Below are 19,780 nucleotides of genomic sequence, written 5' to 3' on the forward strand. Positions count from 1 at the left end.
CCATTCTGGTTGACGGACTCAGCTTTCATGAGACCCTGAAACCTCCCCAGAAAAGGAGGTTGAATGGCACCGGAAGAAGCCCCGCTGCGATGTCTTGCCGTGCGCGCCAACGTTGACGAGGCGGGTGAGATCGACGGTCTCGAACTCGAAGTTTTCCTCAACGATGTCGCCGGGCCTCACCAGTGGATCAGCACGACCGAATGGCTGTTCATCAGCCCACCGGCGGAAGCTGACGGGGAGATCACCGTTCCCGTGGTGGTCCCTGAAGCAATCGCGATTAAGGCGATCCTGAACGACATCACCAACGAGCCACAGCGTATCGTCTTTGACCACTGCACCACCCCCGGCGAAACCCGGAAATGGCGCTGGGTTGCCTTCCAGACCGCACCAAACGCGCAAGGCCAAGGCCGCTTCCCATGGGAGCGCTTCAATGCGTGAGGGCGGGCTTCTGGGATGGAGCACCGACGCTCTGGTGAAGCTCGACGATGAAGTGCCGGGCATCTTGTCTCGCGTGCTCACGGCGGCGCCCCCGCGTCGTCAGGCGATCTTCGCTTCGCTGGCGGCGCGAGAAGAAAAGGCTGATTTTAACAAGGCCCACGAAGATCTCTTCCCGTCGTCGTTCGCCGAGGTTGTTCGCCATAGGCGCGCGAACGACATTCTGCGCCATAGCTTCGGCGACGTGCCGGATGGTCTCCCCGGTCTCTTGACGCAGATCGGTGACCGACCGCTACCTCGGGCAAAGGACTATCTCGCCCTCTACGACTTGCTCACCAGCGACGATGTGCGCGGAGCTGAAGCCTTGCGCGCCTCTGGCCGCATCACCTGCCGGAAGCTGGAGGTGTTACTCGCTCTCGATCCGCGATGGCGCCATGCCCACACACTCGACCGCATCGACACCGGCGCCGAGGCCATGACGTTCAACAGGGCGGTCACCTTTATTCAGTCGGTGAACTCGAAAGCATCTGACGAGGTGGTAGCGGAAGCTATCGCCCGCATGGGACCGACCTCCTCGCTGCCCCGACTTCTCGACCGGCTGCTACGCCGTGCCGACCGGTTGCCCCCTCACCCTGTGCCCGAAGGCGACAACGAACTCCGGCCGCTCGCCTCCATGCGTGACCTGCTGGAAGCTGGCCGGAAATACCGCAACTGCCTCGCTCACCGTCTGTCTGACGTCGCGGCGGGAAAGATGGCCGTGGCCGAGTTTCGCGGCGAATGTCTTGTCGAATTCCGGCCTACCCGTCCTGAGGGCTGGTTGTTGCGCGAGGTTCACATCGAGCGAAACCGTCCTGTCCCGCTGACCCTCTTCGCGGAGGTGGAGCAGAAGTGCGACCAGATCGGCATTCCTCGCATCGACGATGCGGGCGGTGGCGACGGCTGGAAGAGCTATCGCCGTTTCACCGGCGAACTGGAATGGGGCTGATCGTCATGCTGACCCCGGCACTATGATCCAGCCTTCGAGAGGCGGATATCCCATGGGTGGCTCGACGACGGTCTCTGGATGTTCCGACGCAGAATAGGCCACGACGGCGCATGCGAGGGCGTCCCTGACATCTGTTAGAGCCGGTTTGGTAATCGACTGCCGGGACAGCAGAGCGTCCATCAATTGCCCATGCCGCGCCGAACACCCAGCGTTCTTCAGTGCGACGGCTGGGTAGGTCTCGATGGCCGTCACGCTACCGGCACACCATCTCGCGCGAGGTTGAGGAGCGAGATCGGCGGCGCGCAGGAAATGCATCGCCTTGGTCGATTGGCTCCCAATCATGTCGCGAACATTGGACAGCGGGGCGAAACCCTGACGGATCAGGTCCAGTTCGGTCTGGCGCCTCGTGTAGGGGTTCTCGAAGTCACGATCCGATACGTCGGTAAGGTCGCCGCCGTTTGCCAAATCGAGCATTGCTCTCGGCCATCCGAGCGGGGCATCAATCGCGATCATGATGGCCTCGGCGCCGTCAAGGCTGACGTCGCAGTGGCGCAGCATCGCACGAACGAGATCGAAGCCTTTGTGGCTCGTCAGAGTTGACCGCAGACTTCCGCGCCAAGCCTTCCCAGCCAGTGTGAGCTGGCCGTCCCTCCCCAAGGTCAAAACGACAAGAGCATCACGGGATTCACGATTGCGGTCGCAATGCCAGCCGCCGACATCCCAGCCGACGAAGAGCCTCATGCAGCGATGTCCAAGAAGGCCGCGTCCAGCGCGCCCTGATGGGTGTCGAGCCAGCCCTTTGGCCGCTCATAGTCAGGCATCAGCGCAGCCATGTGTGCCCAGAAGTCGGGGCCGTGAGACCGCACCGTCAGGTGCGCCAGTTCATGGGCCACGACGTATTCCAGCACCGCCTTCGGCGCGAACACGAGGGTCCAGTTGATCAGGATGGAGCCGGTCGGGCCACAGGCGCCCCAGCCGGTCTTCATGTCGGCGACGCGGATCGTGCGCGGCTTCAAGTCGAACCGGCGGCGATAGGCGGCTGCGATGTCCATGACGTCCCGACGCACACGACGCTTCAGCCATAGCTTGATCTCGGTGGCGACAATGGCGTCCTGATCCGCGTCGCGGACCCATGATGGAAGATCGACCAGAAAGCCGTTGCGGTAGTCGATCTCGATGTGCGCGCCGTCGTGTCGGCGCACGGTTAGCCGGGCCATCCGTCCGCGATACGGAATCTTCGAGCCGGTCATGAACCGGGGCACAACTGCGCGCTTGGACGTCTTCGCCTCAAGCTCGCGCAAGGTATTGAACAGCCACTGCCGCTTGCGGCCGAGGAAGGCGTCGATCTCGGCGTCGTCGTCGGTCGTGAGAGCCAGCACCTCGACGTGGCCGGGCGTGACTGTGATCCGCCGTTCAGACGCAGCAGCGGATCGGCGAAGCTCGTAGGCGACCTCGGTCTGACCGATGCGGACGACGCCCATCAATTGCCCTCGGCGTAGGCGTGGACGGCGTAGTCCTCGATCTCATCACGGACGACGTTGGCGTCGTCCAGTTCGAGCGGGCGCAGTAGTTTGCGGACCTCGCGGCGAAGCTCCCTTTTGTATCCGTCCATAAAGAACCAAGACGGCTGGCTGGACTGCGCTCCGGCGTAGAGTGCACCAACCTCAACAGCCACGCCCTGAAGCGTCGTATGCTCGGCATCAGGCGTATGCGGCTCGATGATCCGAAGGATCGCGAAGGCGCGCTCATCCATGCCCAGTTCGTCGTGGGCGCCCGCCTCGGTGGCAATGCCGCCGGTGAGGTCTTCGAAGTCCTTCAGGCCCTCGGCGGCGGCGATCTGGCCTTCCTCGAAGCGACGGATGATCTCCAGCACGCGCTCGGAGAATCGACCGTATTGAGCCGGGTTCTTATCGACCAGTTCGCGGGTGACACGCTTCAGTTCGGCGGCCTTCCGCACGAACGCCTCGTGAAGCTCCTCTTCGGATTTCTCCTCGGTCTGGAAGTCGTCCTTAAAGTCGGGATCGGTGATGTTGCGGAGGCGGACGGTCGTGGTCAGGCCGGTGGCCCGGACGTGCTCCTCCAGCATGTCCCTGATCTTGCCCGAGTAGGTCAGGTGATCGAGGCTCTCGTCTTTGGTGATCGCCTGTTGGGCCAGCCGCAGGAAGGTCGCGGCCCACTTCATATCCTCGGTGAAGTCGAGGATTGCCGGATCGGGCGACAGGTCGCCGTAGGTCCGCACGAAGTGACGGCCCAGCCGCTGAAGCTCGAACCAGTCGTCCTCGCGTCCATCGCCCACAAGCTTCTCGATGGCGTAGGCGGCGGCCTTCTCTTCCATCCCGTCGAGGCCCAGCAGCCGAAGCTGACGCTTGAACTCGGCGTGGGTTTTCCGCAGGTCGCGACGCAGCAGGTCGAGGTCTCGCAGAGCGTTCTGAACGTCATCGGCGCGGTAGGACGACAGGGCGTCGTCGAGGTGCTGGGTAACTCCGATGTAGTCCACGATCCGGCCGTGCGGCTTATCGACAGTCGAGCCGTCCGGTCGCTTGATCGAGCATGTCCGATTGGTGCGTGCGATGGCCTGAAGCAGGCCGTGCTCACGCAGGGGCTTGTCCAGATACATGACGTGCTCGTTCGGCGCGTCGAAGCCGGTCAGCAGCTTGTTGCAGACGATCAGGAAGCTCGGCTCGTCACCGCTGCTTTTGAACGCCTTCTTGGCCGTCTTCTCGCCGTCCGTGTCGAGGTAATGGGCGCGCAGTTCGGCGCGAACGGTCTCGACGTCCGCGTCCTCGCTCGGCTTGTCGTCCTCTTGGCTCTTGGAGAAGACGCATTTGATCATCCGCTCGGCCTTGGCCGCCGCGTCCGCCTCGACCATGCCATCCTTCGCCAGATCGACGGCGATCACCTCGGCCAAGGCCAATCGGTAGAGCACGACCGACTCGCGGTCGATGGCGACGATCTGGGCTTTGAAGCCATCCGGGCGACAGGTCTGTTTGAAGTGCTCCCAGATGTCGCGCGCGATCAGCTTGATGCGCTCCGGGTGCTTGGCGATCAGGGCGAGGCTGACGCCCTTCTGCTTCAGCTTCTCACGCTTCTCGTCGGACAGATCGACGAACCAGCGGTCGAACAGGATGTCGATCTCGGCCTCGTTGATCGACCATTCGGTCTTCCGGCCCTCGTAGAGGATCGGCACGGTGGCACCGTCACCCACGGCGTCGTCGATCCCGTATTTGTCGAGGTAGGTCTCACCCGGCTCGCTGAACCGGGCATAAGTGTCCTTGTCGGCCTTCTTGATCGGCGTGCCGGTGAAGCCGAAGTAGCGGGCGTCGGGCAGTGTCGCTTGTAGGAAGGCGCCGAGGTCTTTCTCCTGCGTGCGATGGCACTCGTCCACCAGAACGATCCAGTCCTCCGAGTTCGGGATCGGCTCTTTCGAGCCTTGGAACTTGAAGATGGTCGAGAGCAGAATTTGGCCCGAGCCGCCGCGAGCCACGGCCTCGCGCAACGCCTTCACGTCCGCCGCCTGTTTTGGGTTGGGCAGACCACAGGCGACGAAGGTCTTGGATATCTGATCGTCCAAGTCGATGCGGTCGGTCAGGACGAGAATGTTCGGGTTCTGGAGCGTCGGCGCATCCAGCGTCAGATGGGTCTTCAGCTTCAGGGCGAGGAACACCATCGTCAGGCTCTTGCCGGAGCCTTGGGTATGCCAGATCAGACCCTTCTTCTTGGTCCCCTCGGCGACCCGGTTCACCGCCTTGTTGACGGCCCGGAACTGCTGATAGCGACAGACCTTCTTGATCCGTCGTCCGGTGTCGGGATCGGTCTCGAAGACGATGAAATGAGCCAGTAGGTCCAGCAGTCGCGACGGCTCCAGCAGACACCACAGGTCTTTGGTCAGATCGTCGGCGAACTCGTCGCGAGCGCGCGGCCACGGGTCGGGCCAAGGCGCATAGAACTTCGCCTTCGCATCGGTCGCGCCATACAGCGTCGCCATGCCGTCCGTGACGATGTTGAAGGCGTTGGGGTAGAACAGGCGCGGGATGTCACGCTCATACTGCTTGATCTGCTCGAACGCCTGACCGGAGCGATCCGCCGCCTTCAGCGGACACTTCGCCTCGATCACGACCAGCGGGATGCCGTTCACGAACACCACCAGATCGGCGATGCGCGACCGCTGCGCCTCGACCTTGAACTGGCGCACGACGTGGTAGCGGTTCCTATCGGGTCGCTTGAAGTCGATCAGGGCGACGGGGCGATCCTTGGCCTCACCCTTCACCCGCCGGGAATAGGCGCCGCGCAGCCGCCGCTGCCATTCCTCGTTGTCGGACAGGGTGGACAGATCGCTGTAGATCGCCTCGGCGTCCTCGGCGCCCAGCCCCTCGTTCAGAGTCTGAAGGGCTTCTATCATCACCGGTTTCAGCAGGACGCGGTTCGCCTCCTGTCGCATCAGCATCGCCGCCTCGTGATGAAGCACGACGTAGCCCATCGCTGTCAGCGCATGGAGCGCAGGCTTCTCGGCGAGGCGATATTCGCTCATGCGGGCACCCTGACGAGACCGGAGAGGAGGTCGGCAGTCACTTGAGAGCGCACGGCCTCCACCTTCGTGCGAGCGGTAGATGCGGCTTCAAGTTGGCTCAAGACATCGTCCAATACGGCGGCGACGGAGTTCTGCTCTGCCAAAGGAGGAAGGGCTATTTCGATGCCATTCAACGACTGGCGAGTGATCTGTGGCTGCGCCGACCCGGCAATGCTTTTCGCAACTCCCCAAGCTGAAAGATAGTGGAACAGGAATCTCTCATTGATGAGTTCGTGACGAACCTCATCCAAAGCCATGGCATTGCCTGTCACATACGATTGAGCGGGAATCCAATTCACCGTTCCACAGGTCGCGCCTCGGCAGGTAATCGCGATTACCGGAGCAGCGTGAGTGTAGGACGTGTAGAAGCCAATCTGGCCGTTGGCTCCATAAGCGGGAAAGCCAGTCGATGTAAGCTGTTGACTTGATATCGTTGGATGCTGTCGAGGACGACACAGGTCGTGAAGGGAAACTCGACCAACTCCATCAAATGTGAGGTCTGGATGGTGCGTTAGTTCGCGACGCAAAGCCGAAAGAAGATCATCAAACTTCTTTACCGCAATATCTGCAAGGTGGAGAGAGTGACCTATCGATCCCAACACATCGGCGATCCTCCGCTGCTCATCAAGCGGAGGGAGGAGGATTGGAAGCAGCTTTGCGGTTCCTCTTCCCAACTCCTTGAATGTGCTCCCGCCTGCTGCGGCCGTTAGCGCAGTTTTATTTGCGTTGAGCCAGTGGCAAAGGAAGTCCGGGTCGCATATGTCAAAGCATGCGAAAGCGAGGAAGCCCTGATTGGTCGCCATCGGCACGTCGTTGATTGCGGCGTAGCCGATAGTCGCACGCGAGGTCATCAGAACCGTGCCGGGTGGGTTGAGCTTTAGCGAACACTCCTTCAGCGCAAGCTCGGCTACATGCGTTTCAGTGGCGGCTATGCGAGTTTTCGCGAGCGGTAGCGAAGTGATGTCTGATGGAGTCGCCCACGGCACAACCCCTTGCGTCCAATAGGCATCGTTGGATTTCGATGGCGTCGTCCCGCCTGATAAAGCAGCAATTTCGCCAAGCTTTGCGTGCCGCCACCCTTTTGGCACCTCACTCGACATAACCGAGCCTCTTGAGGTGTCCGAACATCACCACCTCGGCTTCGTCGCGTTTGGCGATTAGGTCTTTGAGCTTGGCGACCTCGGCTGCAACATCGACTGCCTCGGCGTCCGCGCCGATCTGCACGTAGCGGCTAATGTTCAAATTGAAGCCATTGGCCGCGATCTCATCGACGGGCACGGTGCGGGCCAGCTTCTCTATGTCGGAGAAGCCATGGAAGGTGTCGGCCAGCGTCCGCACATTGGCATCCGTCAGATGATTTTGCGCTGTTCCTCGCTGGAATGTGGCGTCGCCGTTGACGAGAAGCACCTTACCCTTCCGCTCGACAGGCTTGGTCTTGCGGATGATCAGGATTGCCGCCGGAATGCCCGCGCCGTAAAATAGATTGGGCGCCAACCCGATCACCGCTTCGATGATGTCGGCCTTCAGCATGGCCTCGCGAATGCGGCCCTCGGCGCCGCCCCGGAAAAGCACGCCATGCGGCACGACGACACCCAGCATGCCGTCGTCTTTCAGCGAGGCGATCATGTGCTGGACGAAGGCGAGATCGCCATACCCCTTGGGGGGCACGCCATATATGTCGCGGCCGAATGGGTCACCGTTGGTCCAGACCTCGTGACCCCACACCTTCTGTGAGAACGGCGGATTGGCCATCACCCGATCATAGGCGCCGACGCCGGGCGTGAACTCCTGTGCGCGTGGATCGTATCGCTTGGGGTCGAGGATGGTGTCGCCCTTGGCGATGAAGGCGTCGTCGATGTCGTGCAGGAACAGGTTGATCTGGGCGATGGCCCAAGTGTCCAATTCCTTCTCCTGCCCATAGAGCGACAGGCTGCGCGGGTCTTGGCCCTTGTCCTTCAGGTGCTGCGCCGCCTCCAGCAGCATGCCGCCTGAGCCGCAGGTGGGGTCGTAGATCGACATGCCCGGCTGGGGGTCAAGGCATTCGACGATCAGCTTCACGACCTGTCGGGGCGTGTAGAACTCGCCGCCCTTCTTGCCCGCGCCTTCGGCGAACTGCTCAATCAGATACATGTAGGCGTCGCCCAGCATGTCGGGCGGCACGTCGCTATTTCGCAGTCGATGCTTCTCAAAGTGGGCGAGCAGCTTCTCCAGCCGGGCGTCGGGGAAGCGTTCCTGATTGGCGAAGTCCACATCGCCGAACACGCCGCGCAGACGCAGATTGGCGTCTTCAATGGCGGCGAAGGCGTTGTTCAGATGCTGGCCGATCTGGGTAGCGTGCTTCCTGACCGCGTTCCAGTGATGCTGCGGCGGAACATGGAAGCGGTGCTCGTCAGGATCGGCCGCCTCTTCCCGGTCGCCGCTCTCGGCCAGCAGAACCTCGAACTCCTCGTCCCACACGTCGCAGAGGCGCCGGTAGAACAGCAGGGCGAAGATGTAGTCCTTGAACTTCCCCGCATCGACGTGGCCGCGAAGGATGTCCGCCGCTTGCCAGAGATGCCGTTCAAGTTCCGATTGCGTAAGCGTAGCCACTGAAACCCCCAGTGCGCGCTGTGGTGGGCGCGTCGGGAACTGTTGAATCGACTGGCGAGCGAGCGGTCAACCCGTGCGCCGACAGTCTTGGATCAGCGGCCCTTCATGACCTTGTTAAAATCTATGTCGTAGCCCGCCACGTCTAACTCCTTCGCGAGGCTCATCTTCCATGCTCCAGCGTCGTCCCATTTGACGTAAACGACACCGACATAATCGGTCGGCATTTCGATGTCGCCTTTAAGCAGGGCGCAGACCTTTTCTCGTCCCAGCCGTCCGACGAAGTAGCCGAGTTCGAGGATGACATTCTGGCGGGCGCGCGGCCTGTCGATGGTTTCGGACGCCGCTCGGCCGACATCATCCGGCGTGAGCAGAACGACTGCAAAACCAACATTGCCATGCTTGATCAGCTTCTCGGGGACAGTCATTCCCGCGTTGGCCTGTTCGTGAAGGATCACGGCTTCAAGGCCCTGCTGACCGATAAAGCGCGCCACAGTTTCGCGAGGAGCTTCGTCGTGGCCGTGCACGATGAAGACCTTGGTCTTGTCGGGATCACCGAGCACCGCTTGTGCGGCGGGAACCCTCCCCATGATGTAGTTTTTGTAGTCGCGATCGAACGGGATGATGACCGATTTGGTCATCTTGCGGATGCCCGCAATCAGCTTGCTTCCGTCGTGGAACCAGTGGTGACCGAATTCCATAAACCAGTTGGGGTCGGCCGCTCCACGGTCGATCAGAGTCAGGATCAGGCCGAACTCCTGTTCCTTGTCATCTGGCCACTCCAAGCTCGCGCTGCCCAACATGCTGCCGCCTTGGTTCGATCCGGCCACGAAAGCATCGAAATCCACGGCCGCCTTGAGCGGATCGTTCACATCCTTCAACGACTCCGCGTTGAGGGCATTGGCGAGCTTCTTCAGAGGGCGTTCGAACGTGTTGTAGTCGGCCTGTTGGAGATCGAGGACCGCATTGTTCATGGCCGCCAAAGCGTTGGCCACGGTCATTCTTCGTCCGCCTCCAGCCGCGACGCCGCCGCACGTTCCAGTATTTGCTCGCGGAAACTCTCCTTCGCCTGCTCCGCGAGATTCTGAACCATGTCATTCAGTGGGTAGGAGTTGGCTCGTTCATCGACCGCATCACAGGCCTCTTGGATGGCGGTCTCAATGCTGGATGGATCGTTCGGGTCGAACGATACTCGCGCCAGTTCGCCATCAATCTCGGAGGCAAACTTCGCGAGATCGTCCATTTTCTTCTGAAGCTCCTTCAGACCAGTGATTTTGATCACCGTGGCCTCCGTTCAAATGGCGCGTCTTCCACCAGTATCTGTTCCCGATTCGTTTGCCGCGCAAAGGACGCGAAACGGCGGACGGAGGCAGAGATAAATATCGGAAAGGAGACACTCCGGTATGGACATCTACCACCACTTTCGCGAGCGCGGGCTGACGGACTCTTATCGCCACTTCAGCAGCGCATGGCTCGGGCGCGCTGAGAACTATCTCTGTCTTCGTGGCGGTCGCGGCCCTTCAGCGGACGCGCTCATCGCACTCTTCCAGACCCTATGGCGTGAAGGCCGCCTCGTGCTCGCGGCGAGGGTCGCGTGGGCGGTGCTTTGGCTCCCAGAGGGCGCGCGTCGATGAACGACGACGATGCCTACGATCTGCTGTTCTCGACGGAAGACATCGAACGCTGGAAACGTCGTGAACTCCCGCAGGACTGGTTGGCGCAGCAGACCGACATCTTGATCGCCCGCTCCCGTGCTCAGTCGGCCCATTTCAAGAAGATGCTCGTGTCGGCTGCCCCCGCAACGGCCAGCCGACTGAAAAAGCCGCTCTAAAGTCTGACCGCTAATCGTCATGCGATCAGAGGGATATCCTCGGAAAGGGTGTTGTCGTTGTCGCCCGACCCGACTTTCTTCCGATCTTCCATAGGGACGGCAGCCAGCCGCTCTTCGGCCATCCGGCAGTAGGCCGCCGACTGCTCGATACCGACGAAACGACGCCCTTCCAGCAGGGCGGCAACGCCCGTCGAACCCGAACCGCTGAAGGGATCGAGGATCGTTTTGGCGGTCGTCGCCGCAATGATCGAGCGCGGCAATTCGACCGGGAAGGGGGCCGGATGCGGGTTACCGCGATCAGGCAAGATCTTCAGCACATCCTTCAGCCCATGTCCCTTACGGAAGCGGAACTTGGGCTTGGCGAAAACATAGATCACCTCATGGCTGGGCGTCGCGAACGCCTTGCTAAAGTTCATGCCAGACCCGCGATCCCAGATGATGATCTGGCGCAGAAGCAGGTCAGGATTCAGATCGTGCGGGGTCCGCAATACGCCATTCTGAACGCGGTTCTTGTGCTGGTAGAAGATGGCGCCATCGTCGGGGATCAGGCGCCAGCACTCTCGCAGAAACGCCTTTTGCCACGCGACGTAATCTTCGTAGGGCATGGCGTCGTCGTGCCCGTCGTAACCGTCACGGAGCTTAGCCGACGTCCACTTGCCGGTCTTACCACGGCCCTTGAAGCCGCCTCCGCTTGACTGTTTGATGTTGTATGGCGGGCTGGTGATGATGATGTCCACCGATTCGTCGGCCATCTTTTTCATCTCGGTCAAGACGTCGCCGTTGATAAGGGAGGCTCCGACAAGGGCGCGCGCCGAGCCTTTATCGCCGATGCAGTCGTTTGCGGCGAGGGTCGTGGCGGCATCAACGGTCACGTCGGCGGGAGGCAGTGCCGGGATCGTATCAGGCGACAAGCTAGGTTCGACCGCTTCGATGCGTTGCTTCGCGATGCCAAAGAACTCGGGTTCGCGTTCGATACCGATGAACTTGCGCCCCGCAGCCACCGCCGCGCAGCCGGTCGTTCCGCTTCCCATCGTGTTGTCGAGCACGACGTCGCCGGGATTGGAGTAAGTGCGGACGATCCAATCGAACAGTTCGAGAGGTTTTTGGGTCGGATGAACGCCCTTGTGGACCGAGGGAAAGCGCAAAACCGAGCGTGGGTAGTTGGTATGCGTTTGGCGACGCTCGTAAGCGCAGCGATAAGGGTGGTTCTTATAGAGCTTCGATCCCACGTCGCCGTTGCGGCTAACGCGAGCTTCGGGAAGTTCGACCAACCCTTGCGGATTGTAGGTCATGGGGTTGGAAGCACGGTTTCCGATCCCGCCCTTCGAGAAGACCAGAACGTCCTCATGCTCCATCAGAACTTGCGACTTCGCGTGGACGAAGCGGGTGGCGCGCGTCTTCTCCCACACCAAGGAATATTTGTAGAGGTCGGGCGCGGCGATCATCAGCTTGGCCGAGAACATTCCCGCCGACGTCATGACAACGGAGCCGGTAGGCTTCAGGATTCGACGATATTCGGTCCAGAGAGCATCCATCGGGATAGTCTCATCCCAAGGTGCCCGCGTGCAGCCATACGGAAGGTCGGTCGCAATGAGGTCCACCGATTGGTCGGCGATGTCGGCCATGCGGGCGAGGCTCTCGCCGAGCAACAGACGAACGGCATCTTCTTGCAGGCCCAGACGCTTCTCGATGATCGGCCAGTAGGTCGGCTCACGTTCGATGAGGATCGCAGAACGACCCTGTTCGATAGCCGCCGCACCCGTCGTCCCAGAGCCGCCAAACGGATCAAGCACAACGTCTCCGTGGTTCGAACATGACAGCACGATGCGCTCGATCATGGCTTGGGGGAACGGGCACGGATGTTCGGTGCGCTCCTTGGCCGTGCCGTGAACCTGCGTGTAAGCCCAGATGTCGGCGGGATTGGCTCCCGCAGGGTTGTTGCGCTTGTCGGCCGAAGTCGAAGGACGTCGCACATCGTCGAGATTGAAGGTCGGAGTGATGCTCTTCGGACGACCGCGCCCGCCCTTCACCACGCCGGGCTTCACCAGATAGAGCCAGCGTTCCGAGCGAGTGGAGAAGCGTTGGGTGGTGTTCTGCTGAGCGCGGCGGTCCCAAACAATCTCCTGAACGAAAGTCAGGCCGGTGCCCGCAATCAGCGGGAACAGATAATACGTCAGGGGCACGCGGCTGTTCGGCCCAGCCTTATGCATGCCGACGTTGATCCACATCGCACCGCCCGGCTTGAGAACACGAGCCGCCGCCGTGATCCATTGGCGAGAGAACTCAATGTAGTCCTCGATGCTCGCGAAGCTGTCACCGTAAGGCATGCCGATGTTCAGGTAGGGCGGCGACGTCACGATCAGATCAACCAATCCAGCGACCATGGCGTCCATGGAAACGATGCACTCACCCTTCACCAGTCGCGCGGTCGGCGCGGCGGGCGGCGGCGGCGTGGTGGTCGGCAGGTTGTCGTTAGCGGCGTGGGCCTTCTGAGCTTGAGCAGCCTTCTGGCGGCGGATGACCATATGTTTTCGACGTCCTCATCGGTTGGTGATGAGGCCATAGGTCACGGATTTGGGCCGAATCCGAGCGATGATAGATGAGGTTAATCAGACCCCTTTTCATATCGGCTTCCAAGTTTTCACATTGGCCTCCGATCCTTCACATTGATTAATTTCGAAACCGGATAGAAAGCTTCAGAGTGCGAGCGTTGACGCATGTCCGACGCCTCTTCTCCCCATCGTTCGATATCGAAATCCGCTCTCGCTGCGCTGCTGGGCATTCCTGACGAGCATCTTCTCACCAGAGATGAAGCAGCCGAGGAGATCGGCGTCAGTTCGGGCTATCTCGCTAACTTGGCCAAGGCCGATGAGAAGGGCGTGGGTGGAGGTCCAGCCTACTACCGCTCAACAACCAGTCCTACAGGCGGAACAGCTTGGTATCCATTATCGGAAGTCAGTGCTTTTAGGGACCATCGCCGTTCAAAGATCAAAAAGAGTTATGATCGCGAACGGAAAACCGGTCAGCAGGATTGGACCAAGCTCCAAGACGATTCGGAACGGCTCCCTGTTCACACCGTGGTCTCGATGATCGAAGATTGGCGGGCAAGTGAACTTTATCGACGTGCCCAAGCCATCCTCCACGACCCTAATCCGATGGCGGGAAGACTGACCTATGAGGAAGAGTGCCGATTGTTCGGGGCGGCGCAGAAAGGCGGCCGCGTCGAGGCGTTTGCCGCCATCGCTGTTTCAGAAGATGCCGCCGCCCAGCGAAAGGCAATCTTCGAGAGTCTCGACGATCAGACCAATGCCGTAGAGACCCACCTTCTCGCGCTGACGGCTTCGCGAGGTCTATCCGTCTCATCAACCCATCCATCCTTCTTTGTCCTGACAACGATGTTCGAACGGGCATGGGGCGAGGTTCTGGAGGCCGAAACGCGCTGGCGAAACTTCGACTACACGGGGATGCCCAAGTACAAGCCGAGCACCACTAATGAGATCACGATATCCGTAAGTGTGAAGACGTGATCGACCTGCTGATCCTCGTTGGAACATGACCTCCAACGGTGTCCGCCACCTTCCCTTACTTATAACCTTCGAGAACTGGCGGCGGCCATATCTTTCGACGTAGGCAGAGGGGGGGCTGGAAGGAGCGGAGCGACCAGTTTGTCTTCCAGCCGAACTTTCCCCCGTTAACGGACTTGCTAATAGAGGTCTTATTAGGAGAGCCGTTAAAGGTGGAAACACCTCCTCCCCCTGTGCCCGAGGGTGCCGCCGCCAGACCGATCTGGAAGATGGCGGTTTAAGGGGAGCGATGTCGGCTGCGATCCTGAAAGAGGCTTCGGCCGGATCGCGATGTCATCGGCTGGAAGATCGGTTGATATCCGCCGCTTCGACCGTTCTCCCAAACGGGGGTGGAAATGGCTGTGTTTCACGGCCCGCAAACCCAGTCGTGGCGTAGTCGATATTTTGTGCCCGCTTCCATCTGTTTTGGATGACAGCGGCGAAGGCTTAAGGTGCGGTAGCGGACACGAGCGAGGGAGTGACGATGGCGATCTACTTCTTCTATCCGTGCGCCCCTGATGGCTCTGCCGGGATGTTCCTCGCCCAAGAGTGCGACGACGACGAAGGTGCGCTGGCCCATGGGAGGACCGTTCTGGCTGAGCACCTCTCTTGCGTCGAGGTGACGGTCTGGGAACTGGACCGGCTGGTCGGCTCTCTTCCGCGCGGGCCTGAAGACTGATCTCGTCGGGGCGGCCAAGCTTGCGCCGTTCATCGAGCGGTGTTTATCTGACGTATGGGAAGGCTGCTGGAAAAACTGATCCAAGGCACCCCGGCTTGCGATGTGAAGCCCGAGAAGGATGGCTTCACGCTGGTCGGCAAGCCCGAACATCTGGACGAGTTCAGCGACTTGGTGCGCGAAGCCGCAGACCACGCGGGCGACGACTTCATCGTCTTCACGACCAGCGATGGCCATCACGGCTACAGCCAGATGTTCGTCATGCCGATGGACGACGCGCCTCCTGCTGAATGAGGCGTGGTTAAGGAACGAACTGCCCCGCTTGGAGTTTTTGCCGGATGGGTTCTGGGGTCAGCTACAATCGACAGCGAGCAGCGAAGGCGCGTGAGCTTGCGGGTCTGACCTCGCTCGTGGAGCACCGTCAGAGCTATCTGCGCCTTGCCTTCCAGTATGACGCCATCACCGACCTTGAGGCGTCTCGCCCCCTGATCAGACTGCCCAGACCATCGGGTCTGGCGAGGGCGTCCGAGCTATGCCAGTCACTGGCTCATGAGCGCAGCCGTTCACATCCGTCTCTATGACGACGCCGATCTCGACACCCTGATCGATCTGTTCGCCGGATCGGTGAGGCAGGTGGCCAGCCGAGACTACGGCCCTGCTCAGATCGACGCATGGGCGCCAGTCGCGGTGAACCGGAAGCACTGGACGACCAGACTGGGCGGCCGACCGACCTATGTCGCTGAAGCGGGTGGCGAGATCGTCGGCTTCAGCGATCTGGAACCTGACGGCCACATCGACATGCTGTTCGTCCATGCCGATCATCAAGGCCGAGGCGTCGCCCATGCGCTGCTGGATCACATCCATACCCGCGCCCACGAGCAGGGCCTCGACCGTCTGTTCACCGAGGCCAGCATCACCGCTCGCCCCTTCTTCGAGCGCAACGGATTCGAAGTGATCGAGGCTCAGGACGTCGAACTGCGCGGGCAGACCTTCCGCAACTACCGCATGGCCAAGCGGCTCTGATGGCACACGAGACCTGAGCCGTTCTGAACTATCTGTGGGCTGGGGCCTTCAAGACTGATGCCCATGCGTCTCGACACCCTTCTCGAAGGCTCCCCAGCCTACGGCGTGCTCGACACCAAGGACGGCGTGTTGCTGTTCCGACGCTCCGGCTTCGAGCAGGAGTTCACCGAACTGGCGGCCGAAGCCGTCGAGGCACTGGGGGACCAGTGCGAGATGATTCCGTTGACCAACGCCGAGGACGACTGCGACCGGCTCTTCGTCGCTCCGCTGAACGAAGATAGGTCGTTCAACCCTTCTCGTTGACGCCCGGTCGATCCGTGAGACCCTGTGCTCCCAATATCGGATCGGAGCACACCCCTGACCAAGCGCGTGGCGATTTACTGTCGTGTGAGCACGGCTGACAAAAACCAGACCGTCGAGAACCAGCTTCGCGATCTGCTGGCAGTGGCCCAGCGGCAGGACTGGGAGGTGGTCGCCACCTTCGTCGATGAGGGCATCTCCGGCGCCAAGGGCCGCGACAAACGACCCGGCTTCGACAGCCTGCTCAAAGGCGTGGCGCGCAAGGACTTCGATCTGATCGCGACCTTCTCGGTGTGCCGGATCGGACGATCCCTGCCCGACCTGATCCACTTCCTCGGCGACATCCAAGCCAAGGGCGTGGACCTCTACGTCCACACGCAGGGCCTCGACACCTCGACGCCCTCCGGCGCCATGATGTTCCAGATGCTCTCGGTCTTCAGTTCCTACGAGCGGGCTATGATCCGCGAGCGCATCTTGAGCGGTCTTCGACGGACGACCAAGAAGAGCGGGCGCAAGCCCATGCCGCAGGACCGCGTAGAAGCGATCAGGAGGTCGTTGGAAGCCGGTCAGGGCATCCGGGCCACCGCCCGCCTACATCGAGCCTCCACGACCACGGTGACGGCCATCTCGCGCACGCTGAAGAGGGTTCAGGAAAGCCGTCAGGAGAGCGTCTCCGGGTGAGCTATTTGGTCGTAGAGGCCGATTTCTCCGCCTCAAAGGCTGTTCCCCGACGCTTGGCACGTCGAGAGAGCATGACGACGGAGTAGCCCACAATCGGCCCCATCACGAAGCCGACCGTCGTTGTGACGGCAACAAAGGAAATGACGACGACGGCGACAACTGCCCACTCTGCGATAGAGAAAGACAGAAGGCTTTGGCGGAAAGTCTCAAGCGTCATGGTGGCCCCCATGTGATCTGGCCATCAATGTTACGCGAAAGCAAGCCGACGTAGCGTTAAATTCAACGGCTTTTAAGCCAAGGCCATCTTCGCGTTCACCTGATCCGCCTCGCGGCTGAACTGGAAGCGCACTTCGACGCCGCCATTGCCCAGCGGAAAATGTGGCCAGTTCGACGGTTCGATCCCGATGGCCATCACCGTGGCCTTCGCCCGCTCGGCCAGCACCTGCTGGGCCAAACCGCTCAACGTCAACTTCCCAACATCGTAGCCCGCGCTCGCCAGAACTTCGCCAAGGCGCCGTTCCTCCAAATCAACGTCAGACGCCGGGACGACATGATCCAGCTTCCACATGGCTAAACTTCTCCCCCTCAACGCGACCTGCCGCGACCTGCTGACCATAGCGGTGGAAGATTGGCAGGAAAGACTCCGCCTGACGTCAGAGACGGTCGTGCGGCACCGTTCGAGACGTTGACCCCAGCCCATCCGAGGACTCTGCTTCGCGGCTCATCCATCCGAGTCGCGGAGTATCATCATGGCTGACGACGCCCAATCAGCAGCCGATAGCTCGGCCTACCAGCAGGTCGGCACGAGGAATCCTGTCGGGTGCGCCATTCTTCCTAAAAATCGACGCACCATGAGCCGATCGGGCGAGCGCCTCGGCGTGCCTTTTGGGCCGCACAAGGGCCAGGAACGCCAAGACCGGCTTGACCGGTCGTGATGTTATCTCATAACACACCTTCTTCCTCCCTCGAAGGTCATCGCCATGCGTTCCTCCCCCGCCCTGCGTTCGCTGCTTCTGGCTGCGGTCGGCTCAACCGTCCTGGCCGGCGCGGCCGCCGCCCAATCGACCCCGCCGACCGCGAATGCGCCGACGACGCTGGACGATGTCGTCGTCACCGGCGCCCCTTACGGTGTCAGCCAGCGCGCGGCGGTCATCGCCACCGACGTGCTGGACGAGGAAACCCTGGCCACCGCCCCGGCCGCCTCGTTGGGCGACTTGCTAAACGGTCGGCCCGGCGTCCGCTCGACCGACTTCGCCCCCGGCGCCAGCCGGCCGGTCATTCGCGGTCTGAGCGGTCCGCGCGTCCAGGTTCTGACCAACGGCATCGGCCTGATCGACGCCAGTTCGGTTTCGCCCGACCACGCCGTGGCGACGGACCCCGCCGAGGCTGACCGGATCGAGATCATCCGCGGCCCCGCCACATTGGTCTATGGCGGTTCGGCCATCGGCGGCGTGGTCAATGTGCTGGACGACCGCATTCCCACGGCCATTCCGGAAGGCGGCATCGACGGCGTCGTCTCAGCCCAGGCCTCCAGCGTCGACGACGGTCGCGGCGGCTTCGCCCGCGTCACGGCCGGCGCCGGGAACTTCGCCTTCAACGTCGATGCGGTGAAGCGCAAGACGGACGACTATGAAATCCCCGCCCCGGCCGTCTCGGCCCGTCTCGCCGCTGCCGAAGGCATCGCGCGCGACGACGGCGGCAAGCAGCCGAACAGCTACACCGACCTGGAGACCTGGGGCGTCGGCGGCGCCTATATCGGCGACAAAGGCTTCGCCGGCGTCTCCTACAAGGACACCGACAGCGAATACGGCACGGTCGCCGAGGAATCGGTCTTCATCAAGCTGAATCAGAAGCGCTGGGACGCGCGCGGCGAATATCGATTCGACGACGGTCCTTTTGCGGCCCTACGTGGCTCCTACGGCCATGCCGACTACACCCACACGGAGTTCGAGGATGTCGGCGAACCCGGCACCGTCTTCAACTCCGACGGCTGGGAGGCGCGCGCCGACCTGGTTCAGCGCCAGCGCGGCGGCTGGAATGGGGCCCTGGGCGTGCAGGCCCTGTCACGCAACTTCGAGGCCATCGGCGAGGAGGCCTTCGTCCCCACCGTCGATATCGACGAGATCGGGGTCTATACGGTTCAGCGTCTGGACCGGGGCAACCACGGTTTCGAAGGGGGACTGCGTTATGATCGACGCGAACTGTCCGGCACGCCCATCGGCAGGATCAGCCAGGTCGATCGCACCTTCGACAATTGGTCCGCCTCGGCCGCCGCCTTCCTGCGCCCGGCGCCCGGCCTGTTCCTGGGTCTCAGCCTGGCCCACAACGAACGGGCGCCCAGCGAGGTCGAGCTGTACGCAGACGGCGTCCACATCGCCACCGCCGCCTATGAGACCGGCGACCTGACCCTAAACAGCGAAAAGGTCACGACGCTGGAAGGCACCGCCCATTACGACCGCGGCCGGTTCACGGGCGATCTTCACGTCTATCATTCCTGGTACGATGGCTTCATCGACGAGCGGCCGACTGGCGAGCAGTTCTATTTCGAGGAAGAGGACGAGTATTTCCCCGTTTATCAGTTCGTTCAGACCGATGCGAAATTCTACGGCTTCGAGATCGAAGGCGCCTACGCCGTCTGGCAGGACGGCGACCGCAAGCTGTCGCTGGAAGGCGCGGCCGACTTCGTTCACGCTCAGACCGACTTCGGCCCGGCCGCGCGTATTCCGCCCTATTCCGTCACCGGACGCCTGGCCTGGACCTCGGCCCGTTTCGACGCCAGCGCTGAGGTCCGCCATGTGGGCGAACAGGACCGCGTCGCCAACGAATTCGAACTGCCGACCGACGACTATACGCTGGTCAACGCCGCCCTGGCCGTGCGGCCCTTCGCCCAGCAGAACGTCACCCTGTTCGCCGAAGCGCGGAACCTGACCGACGAGGAGGCGCGCGAACACGCCTCCTTCCTCAAGGACATCGCCCCCCTGCCGGGCCGCAACCTGCGCATCGGCGTCGCCTACCGGTTCTGATTCTGGTCCGAGTGCAGAAGGGCGGCGTTGTAATTGACGCCGCCCTTTTTGCTTGGGAGCGCTTGACCTGAGCGATACGTAATAACATTACATATTCCTCTTTCGGGGAT

The 19,780-nt window shown here is 61.6% G+C and carries 22 protein-coding genes; 12 read left to right on the forward strand and 10 right to left on the reverse strand.

Annotated features, from left to right (window positions below; translation table 11 throughout):
* The first annotated feature begins 63 nt into the window (after nt 1-63).
* Both AC0L6G_RS11600 and AC0L6G_RS11605 read left to right on the forward strand, forming a co-directional pair.
* Entirely contained in the window at nt 64-438 is a 375-nt protein-coding gene (locus AC0L6G_RS11600) for a hypothetical protein (protein ID WP_453976490.1), read from the forward strand.
* Nucleotides 431-1,420 (forward strand): hypothetical protein, encoded by a 990-nt coding sequence (locus AC0L6G_RS11605; RefSeq protein WP_473252261.1) that lies wholly within the window; start codon nt 431-433, stop codon nt 1,418-1,420. The genes AC0L6G_RS11600 and AC0L6G_RS11605 overlap by 8 nt, the downstream gene beginning before the upstream one ends.
* Nucleotides 1,421-1,423: 3 nt before the next feature.
* Here AC0L6G_RS11605 and AC0L6G_RS11610 read toward each other — a convergent pair whose 3' ends face one another.
* The 7 genes from AC0L6G_RS11610 to AC0L6G_RS11640 form a co-directional block, all read right to left on the reverse strand.
* On the reverse strand, nt 1,424-2,161 hold the full coding sequence (locus AC0L6G_RS11610) for a hypothetical protein (protein WP_473252262.1): 738 nt from the start codon (nt 2,159-2,161) through the stop codon (nt 1,424-1,426).
* Complete coding sequence (locus tag AC0L6G_RS11615; protein ID WP_473252263.1) at nt 2,158-2,901, reverse strand: M48 family metallopeptidase; 744 nt, start codon at nt 2,899-2,901, stop codon at nt 2,158-2,160. The genes AC0L6G_RS11610 and AC0L6G_RS11615 overlap by 4 nt, the downstream gene beginning before the upstream one ends.
* Nucleotides 2,901-5,948, reverse strand: a complete 3,048-nt coding sequence (locus tag AC0L6G_RS11620; RefSeq protein WP_473252264.1) for a type I restriction endonuclease subunit R — start codon at nt 5,946-5,948, stop codon at nt 2,901-2,903. Before AC0L6G_RS11620 ends, AC0L6G_RS11615 begins: the two co-directional genes overlap by 1 nt.
* A complete protein-coding gene (locus AC0L6G_RS11625) occupies nt 5,945-7,087 on the reverse strand; it encodes a restriction endonuclease subunit S (RefSeq protein WP_473252265.1) in 1,143 nt (380 codons plus the stop codon). Before AC0L6G_RS11625 ends, AC0L6G_RS11620 begins: the two co-directional genes overlap by 4 nt.
* Nucleotides 7,077-8,576, reverse strand: coding sequence for a type I restriction-modification system subunit M (locus AC0L6G_RS11630; RefSeq protein WP_473252266.1), 1,500 nt, complete (start codon nt 8,574-8,576; stop codon nt 7,077-7,079). The genes AC0L6G_RS11625 and AC0L6G_RS11630 overlap by 11 nt, the downstream gene beginning before the upstream one ends.
* A gap of 92 nt (nt 8,577-8,668) precedes the next feature.
* Nucleotides 8,669-9,574 carry a TIR domain-containing protein gene (locus tag AC0L6G_RS11635; protein ID WP_473252267.1) on the reverse strand — a complete coding sequence of 302 codons (906 nt, stop codon included), beginning with the start codon at nt 9,572-9,574 and terminating at the stop codon, nt 8,669-8,671.
* Entirely contained in the window at nt 9,571-9,855 is a 285-nt protein-coding gene (locus tag AC0L6G_RS11640; protein ID WP_473252268.1) for a hypothetical protein, read from the reverse strand. The genes AC0L6G_RS11635 and AC0L6G_RS11640 overlap by 4 nt, the downstream gene beginning before the upstream one ends.
* A 121-nt stretch (nt 9,856-9,976) precedes the next feature.
* Here AC0L6G_RS11640 and AC0L6G_RS11645 point away from each other — a divergent pair, with 121 nt between their 5' ends.
* Nucleotides 9,977-10,207: a DUF6626 family protein gene (locus AC0L6G_RS11645; protein ID WP_473252269.1), complete on the forward strand. Its 231-nt coding sequence runs from the start codon at nt 9,977-9,979 to the stop codon at nt 10,205-10,207.
* Complete coding sequence (locus AC0L6G_RS11650; RefSeq protein ID WP_473252270.1) at nt 10,204-10,404, forward strand: hypothetical protein; 201 nt, start codon at nt 10,204-10,206, stop codon at nt 10,402-10,404. Before AC0L6G_RS11645 ends, AC0L6G_RS11650 begins: the two co-directional genes overlap by 4 nt.
* Nucleotides 10,405-10,421: 17 nt before the next feature.
* On the opposite strand, the gene AC0L6G_RS11655 is transcribed toward AC0L6G_RS11650, so the two are convergent.
* Nucleotides 10,422-12,929 (reverse strand): DNA-methyltransferase, encoded by a 2,508-nt coding sequence (locus AC0L6G_RS11655; protein ID WP_473252271.1) that lies wholly within the window; start codon nt 12,927-12,929, stop codon nt 10,422-10,424.
* Between the two features lie 192 nt (nt 12,930-13,121).
* On the opposite strand from AC0L6G_RS11655, the gene AC0L6G_RS11660 reads away from it, so the two are divergent.
* The 6 genes from AC0L6G_RS11660 (at nt 13,122) to AC0L6G_RS11685 (ending at nt 16,647) form a co-directional block, all read left to right on the forward strand.
* Complete coding sequence (locus AC0L6G_RS11660; RefSeq protein ID WP_146756763.1) at nt 13,122-13,931, forward strand: hypothetical protein; 810 nt, start codon at nt 13,122-13,124, stop codon at nt 13,929-13,931.
* 520 nt (nt 13,932-14,451) lie between these two features.
* Complete coding sequence (locus AC0L6G_RS11665; RefSeq protein ID WP_312185791.1) at nt 14,452-14,646, forward strand: hypothetical protein; 195 nt, start codon at nt 14,452-14,454, stop codon at nt 14,644-14,646.
* A 54-nt stretch (nt 14,647-14,700) separates the two neighbouring features.
* The gene (locus AC0L6G_RS11670; RefSeq protein WP_312185789.1) at nt 14,701-14,937 is read left to right on the forward strand and encodes a hypothetical protein; all 237 of its coding nucleotides are present in this window, start codon (nt 14,701-14,703) and stop codon (nt 14,935-14,937) included.
* Nucleotides 14,938-15,192: 255 nt separating this feature from the next.
* Nucleotides 15,193-15,666 carry a GNAT family N-acetyltransferase gene (locus AC0L6G_RS11675; protein ID WP_312185786.1) on the forward strand — a complete coding sequence of 158 codons (474 nt, stop codon included), beginning with the start codon at nt 15,193-15,195 and terminating at the stop codon, nt 15,664-15,666.
* A 63-nt stretch (nt 15,667-15,729) separates the two neighbouring features.
* Complete coding sequence (locus AC0L6G_RS11680) at nt 15,730-15,969, forward strand: hypothetical protein (protein ID WP_473252273.1); 240 nt, start codon at nt 15,730-15,732, stop codon at nt 15,967-15,969.
* 66 nt (nt 15,970-16,035) lie between these two features.
* Nucleotides 16,036-16,647 (forward strand): recombinase family protein, encoded by a 612-nt coding sequence (locus tag AC0L6G_RS11685; RefSeq protein ID WP_473252274.1) that lies wholly within the window; start codon nt 16,036-16,038, stop codon nt 16,645-16,647.
* Nucleotide 16,648: 1 nt separating this feature from the next.
* Here the strand turns inward: AC0L6G_RS11685 and AC0L6G_RS11690 are convergent, their stop codons facing one another.
* Both AC0L6G_RS11690 and AC0L6G_RS11695 read right to left on the reverse strand, forming a co-directional pair.
* Nucleotides 16,649-16,864, reverse strand: coding sequence for a hypothetical protein (locus tag AC0L6G_RS11690; protein ID WP_197071099.1), 216 nt, complete (start codon nt 16,862-16,864; stop codon nt 16,649-16,651).
* A 72-nt stretch (nt 16,865-16,936) separates the two neighbouring features.
* Nucleotides 16,937-17,215: a hypothetical protein gene (locus AC0L6G_RS11695; RefSeq protein ID WP_045811806.1), complete on the reverse strand. Its 279-nt coding sequence runs from the start codon at nt 17,213-17,215 to the stop codon at nt 16,937-16,939.
* A 181-nt stretch (nt 17,216-17,396) separates the two neighbouring features.
* Between AC0L6G_RS11695 and AC0L6G_RS11700 the strand changes: the two genes are divergently transcribed.
* Together AC0L6G_RS11700 and AC0L6G_RS11705 are read left to right on the forward strand one after the other, a co-directional pair.
* Entirely contained in the window at nt 17,397-17,582 is a 186-nt protein-coding gene (locus AC0L6G_RS11700) for a hypothetical protein (RefSeq protein WP_473252275.1), read from the forward strand.
* 45 nt (nt 17,583-17,627) lie between these two features.
* Nucleotides 17,628-19,670 (forward strand): TonB-dependent receptor, encoded by a 2,043-nt coding sequence (locus tag AC0L6G_RS11705; protein WP_473252276.1) that lies wholly within the window; start codon nt 17,628-17,630, stop codon nt 19,668-19,670.
* Nucleotides 19,671-19,780: the final 110 nt, after the last annotated feature.

Source organism: Brevundimonas sp. D3-1P (genome assembly GCF_055809335.1).